Genomic DNA, 5,145 nt, shown 5'->3' with positions numbered 1-5,145 from the left:
AAAAAAACTAAAAAAAGATAAAAAAGATATTGCAAAAGGTTAATTGAGGGCGTATTATATGTTTTCACCGGCTGACGGATGATGTTAGTTGGAAGGTCCTGAGGGGCTGGATATTTAAAAGATATATTATATACAAACACTCTTTAATAAATTTGAGTAAATATCAGTAGTTAGAGTCAGAATAGATTAAAACTGAAGAGTTTGATCCTGGCTCAGATTGAACGCTGGTGGCATGCTTAACACATGCAAGTCGAACGGTAACAGGACTAGCTTGCTAGTTGCTGACGAGTGGCGGACGGGTGAGTAACGCGTAGGAATCTACCTATGGGAGGGGGATACCAACTGGAAACGGTTGTTAATACCGCATAATACCTAAGGGTTAAAGGTGGCTTTCGGGCTGCCGCTCATGGATGAGCCTGCGTTGGATTAGCTAGTTGGTGGGGTAAGGGCCCACCAAGGCTACGATCCATAGCTGATTTGAGAGGATGATCAGCCACATTGGGACTGAGACACGGCCCAAACTCCTACGGGAGGCAGCAGTGGGGAATATTGGACAATGGGGGAAACCCTGATCCAGCAATGCCATGTGTGTGAAGAAGGCTCTAGGGTTGTAAAGCACTTTAGTTGGGGAGGAAGGTCAATATGTTAATAGCATTTTGAATTGACGTTACCCAAAGAATAAGCACCGGCTAACTCCGTGCCAGCAGCCGCGGTAATACGGGGGGTGCAAGCGTTAATCGGAATTACTGGGCGTAAAGGGTCTGTAGGTGGTATGTTAAGTCAGATGTGAAAGCCCAGGGCTCAACCTTGGAACTGCATTTGATACTGGCAAACTAGAGTACGGTAGAGGAATGGGGAATTTCTGGTGTAGCGGTGAAATGCGTAGAGATCAGAAGGAACACCAATGGCGAAGGCAACATTCTGGACCGATACTGACACTGAGGGACGAAAGCGTGGGGATCAAACAGGATTAGATACCCTGGTAGTCCACGCTGTAAACGATGAGTACTAGCTGTTGGGTTCGGTGTAAAGGGCCTAGTGGCGCAGCTAACGCGTTAAGTACTCCGCCTGGGGACTACGGCCGCAAGGCTAAAACTCAAAGGAATTGACGGGGACCCGCACAAGCGGTGGAGCATGTGGTTTAATTCGATGCAACGCGAAGAACCTTACCTGGTCTTGACATCCTGCGAACTTTCTAGAGATAGATTGGTGCCTTCGGGAACGCAGTGACAGGTGCTGCACGGCTGTCGTCAGCTCGTGTTGTGAAATGTTGGGTTAAGTCCCGCAACGAGCGCAACCCCTATTGATAGTTACCATCATTAAGTTGGGTACTCTATTGAGACTGCCGCTGACAAGGCGGAGGAAGGTGGGGACGACGTCAAGTCATCATGGCCCTTACGACCAGGGCTACACACGTGCTACAATGGGTATTACAGAGGGCTGCGAAGGGGCGACCTGGAGCGAAACTCACAAAGGTACTCTTAGTCCGGATTGCAGTCTGCAACTCGACTGCATGAAGTCGGAATCGCTAGTAATCGCGAATCAGAATGTCGCGGTGAATACGTTCCCGGGTCTTGTACACACCGCCCGTCACACCATGGGAGTGGGTTGCACCAGAAGTAGTTAGGCTAACCGCAAGGAGGCCGATTACCACGGTGTGATTCATGACTGGGGTGAAGTCGTAACAAGGTAGCCGTAGGGGAACCTGCGGCTGGATCACCTCCTTAAAGGAAATACGAAAATAAAAAATTATCTAATTACTGATTTTAAGTTTATTTTTGAGTGTTTGTAGCTAATATATTTTAGTGTAAATAAGATACGGGTCTGTAGCTCAGTTGGTTAGAGCGCACCCCTGATAAGGGTGAGGTCGGTAGTTCAAGTCTACTCAGACCCACCATTTAGGTTTAGTTGGGGCCATAGCTCAGCTGGGAGAGCACCTGCTTTGCACGCAGGGGGTCAGCGGTTCGATCCCGCTTGGCTCCACCAATATTTTATTTATGCGAATAGAGATATTTAACAATTTAGTATAGAGATAGACTTAAGAGAATAAGTGCAAGCGGTGGATGCCTTGGCATTCAGAGGCGATGAAGGACGTGGTAGTCTGCGAAAAGCTGCGGGTAGTTGACAAACAAACGTTGATCCGCAGATGTCCGAATGGGGGAACCCAGCTAGAGTAGTCTAGTTACCTGCTCGATATAGAGTTAGGAGCGAACGAGGGGAACTGAAACATCTAAGTACCCTTAGGAAGAGAAATCAATTGAGATTCCCATAGTAGTGGCGAGCGAAGTGGGAAGAGCCTGGTATGATTTAGCATGATATATAGTAGAACAAGTTGGGAAGCTTGACGATAGAGGGTGATAGTCCCGTATACGAAATACATCATGTGGAACTAAGCATACGAACAAGTAGGACGGGGCACGTGGAACCTTGTCTGAATATGGGGGGACCATCCTCCAAGGCTAAATACTACTGAATGACCGATAGTGAACTAGTACCGTGAGGGAAAGGTGAAAAGAACCCTTATAAAGGGAGTGAAATAGAATCTGAAACCGCTTGCATACAAGCAGTAGGAGCATGATTTAGTCATGTGACTGCGTACCTTTTGTATAATGGGTCAGCGAGTTACTTTTAGTGGCGAGGATAACTGAATAAGGGATCCGTAGCGAAAGCGAGTCTTAATAGGGCGATAAGTCGCTAGGAGTAGACCCGAAACCGGCGCGATCTATCCATGTCCAGGTTGAAGGTTGGGTAATACCAACTGGAGGACCGAACCCAATACTGTTGCAAAAGTATGGGATGAGGTGTGGATAGGAGTGAAAGGCTAATCAAGCACGGAGATAGCTGGTTCTCCCCGAAAACTATTTAGGTAGTGCCTTGTGTATAACTCATTGGGGTAAAGCACTGTTTCGACTAGGGGGCTTTTACGAGCTTACCGACTCGATGCAAACTCAGAATACGATGAAGTTCGAGCACAGGAGACACACTGCGGGTGCTAAGGTCCGTAGTGGAGAGGGAAACAGCCCAGACCGCCAACTAAGGTCCCCAAGTCATAGCTAAGTGGGAAACGAAGTGGGAAGGCCCAGACAGCCAGGAGGTTGGCTTAGAAGCAGCCACCCTTTAAAGAAAGCGTAATAGCTCACTGGTCGAGTCGGCCTGCACGTAAGATTTAACGGGGCTAAGCTATGCACCGAAGTTGCGGAATATTTAATAATATTGGTAGGGGAGCGTTCTGTAAGCCGATGAAGGTGTGTTGAGAAGCATGCTGGAGGTATCAGAAGTGCGAATGCTGACATGAGTAACGTAAAATAAGTGAGATTCTTATTGGCCGAAAACCCAAGGATTCCTACGCAATGTTAATCAACGTAGGGTAAGCCGGCCCCTAAGGCGTAGCTGAAGAGTGAAGTCGATGGGAAACAGGTTAATATTCCTGTGCCGCTTATATGAACGAAGGAGGGACGGAGAAGGCTAGGTAGGCCCGGCGAATGGTTGTCCGGGTGAAAGTATGTAGGTAGAGTTATTAGGTAAATCCGGTAATTTGTTTAATCTGAGATACGAGACGAAGTCAAATTTATTTGACGAAGCTATTGATGCCAAGCTTCCAGGAAAAGCTTCTAAGTATATTGTATAAGTGACCGTACTGTAAACCGACACTGGTGGGTAGGTAGAGAATACTAAGGCTATGAGATAACTCTGGTGAAGGAACTAGGCAAAATGACACCGTAACTTTGGAAGAAGGTGTGCCCTTGATGGTTAAGTACTTGCTACGTAAGCTGTTGAGGGTTGCAGATACCAGGTGGCTGCGACTGTTTATCAAAAACACAGCACTCTGCGAACTCGAAAGAGGAAGTATAGGGTGTGACGCCTGCCCGGTGCTGGAAGGTTAATTGAAGGGGTTAGCGCAAGCGAAGCTCTGGATCGAAGCCCCAGTAAACGGCGGCCGTAACTATAACGGTCCTAAGGTAGCGAAATTCCTTGTCGGGTAAGTTCCGACCTGCACGAATGGCGTAACGATGGCCACACTGTCTCCACCAGAGACTCAGTGAAATTGAAATCGCTGTGAAGATGCAGCGTACCCGCGGTTAGACGGAAAGACCCCGTGAACCTTTACTATAGCTTTGCACTGGACTTTGAATATTTATGTGTAGGATAGGTGGGAGACTTTGAAGCATGGTCGCTAGATCATGTGGAGTCGACCTTGAAATACCACCCTTGAATGTTTGAAGTTCTAACTCAGCCGGAAGGCGAGGACAGTGTATGGTGGGTAGTTTGACTGGGGCGGTCTCCTCCTAAAGAGTAACGGAGGAGTACGAAGGTGCACTCGGCACGGTCGGAAATCGTGCCAAGAGTATAAAGGCAAAAGTGCGCTTGACTGCGAGAGTGACGGCTCGAGCAGGTACGAAAGTAGGTCTTAGTGATCCGGTGGTCCCGTATGGAAGGGCCATCGCTCAACGGATAAAAGGTACTCCGGGGATAACAGGCTGATTCCTCCCAAGAGTTCATATCGACGGGGGAGTTTGGCACCTCGATGTCGGCTCATCACATCCTGGGGCTGAAGCAGGTCCCAAGGGTATGGCTGTTCGCCATTTAAAGTGGTACGCGAGCTGGGTTCAGAACGTCGTGAGACAGTTCGGTCCCTATCTGCCGTGGGCGTTGGAGATTTGAGAAGAGTTGCTCCTAGTACGAGAGGACCGGAGTGAACGAACCACTGGTGTTCCGGTTGTTTCGCCAGAAGCATTGCCGGGTAGCTACGTTCGGAAGGGATAACCGCTGAAAGCATCTAAGCGGGAAGCCTCCTTCAAGATTAGATCTCCCAGATTTTGAATCTGTAAGGAACGTTGGAGACTACGACGTTGATAGGCTGGATGTGGAAGCGCAGCAATGCGTGTAGCTTACCAGTACTAATGATCCGAGAGACTTAAGTCTATTTCTATGCTAAATTGTTAAATATCTTTAGATATTAACCCAAAACACAGTTTTGGCGATGATAGCTTGTAGGAACCACCTGATCCCATTCCGAACTCAGAAGTGAAACTATAACACGCCGATGATAGTCTAGCATTCGCTAGGTGAAAGTAGGTAGTCGCCATCTTTTTCCATTTAAAGCCCCTCTAAGTAATTCTTAGCGGGGCTTTCTTCGTTTTTAAG

General features: G+C 47.9%; 2 tRNA genes and 3 rRNA genes. All 5 read left to right on the top strand.

Going from position 1 to position 5,145, the window contains the following annotated elements:
• The first annotated feature begins 189 nt into the window (after positions 1-189).
• Positions 190-1,727, top strand: a 16S ribosomal RNA gene (locus DNK87_RS08940).
• A gap of 93 nt (positions 1,728-1,820) precedes the next feature.
• Positions 1,821-1,897, top strand: a tRNA-Ile gene (locus tag DNK87_RS08935).
• Between the two features lie 13 nt (positions 1,898-1,910).
• Positions 1,911-1,986 (top strand) — tRNA-Ala (locus tag DNK87_RS08930).
• 50 nt (positions 1,987-2,036) lie between these two features.
• Positions 2,037-4,923 (top strand): 23S ribosomal RNA (locus DNK87_RS08925).
• A 51-nt stretch (positions 4,924-4,974) separates the two neighbouring features.
• A 5S ribosomal RNA gene (gene rrf / locus DNK87_RS08920) occupies positions 4,975-5,089 on the top strand.
• Together the 16S, 23S and 5S rRNA genes with 2 tRNA genes alongside form the textbook arrangement of a ribosomal RNA operon.
• The last annotated feature ends 56 nt before the right edge of the window (positions 5,090-5,145 follow it).

The organism is Pseudofrancisella aestuarii, assembly GCF_003574475.2.
Lineage (GTDB): Bacteria > Pseudomonadota > Gammaproteobacteria > Francisellales > Francisellaceae > Francisella > Francisella aestuarii.
The sequence above is the reverse complement of the archived record's forward strand: the minus strand, read 5'-3'. Positions and strand labels throughout refer to the sequence as shown.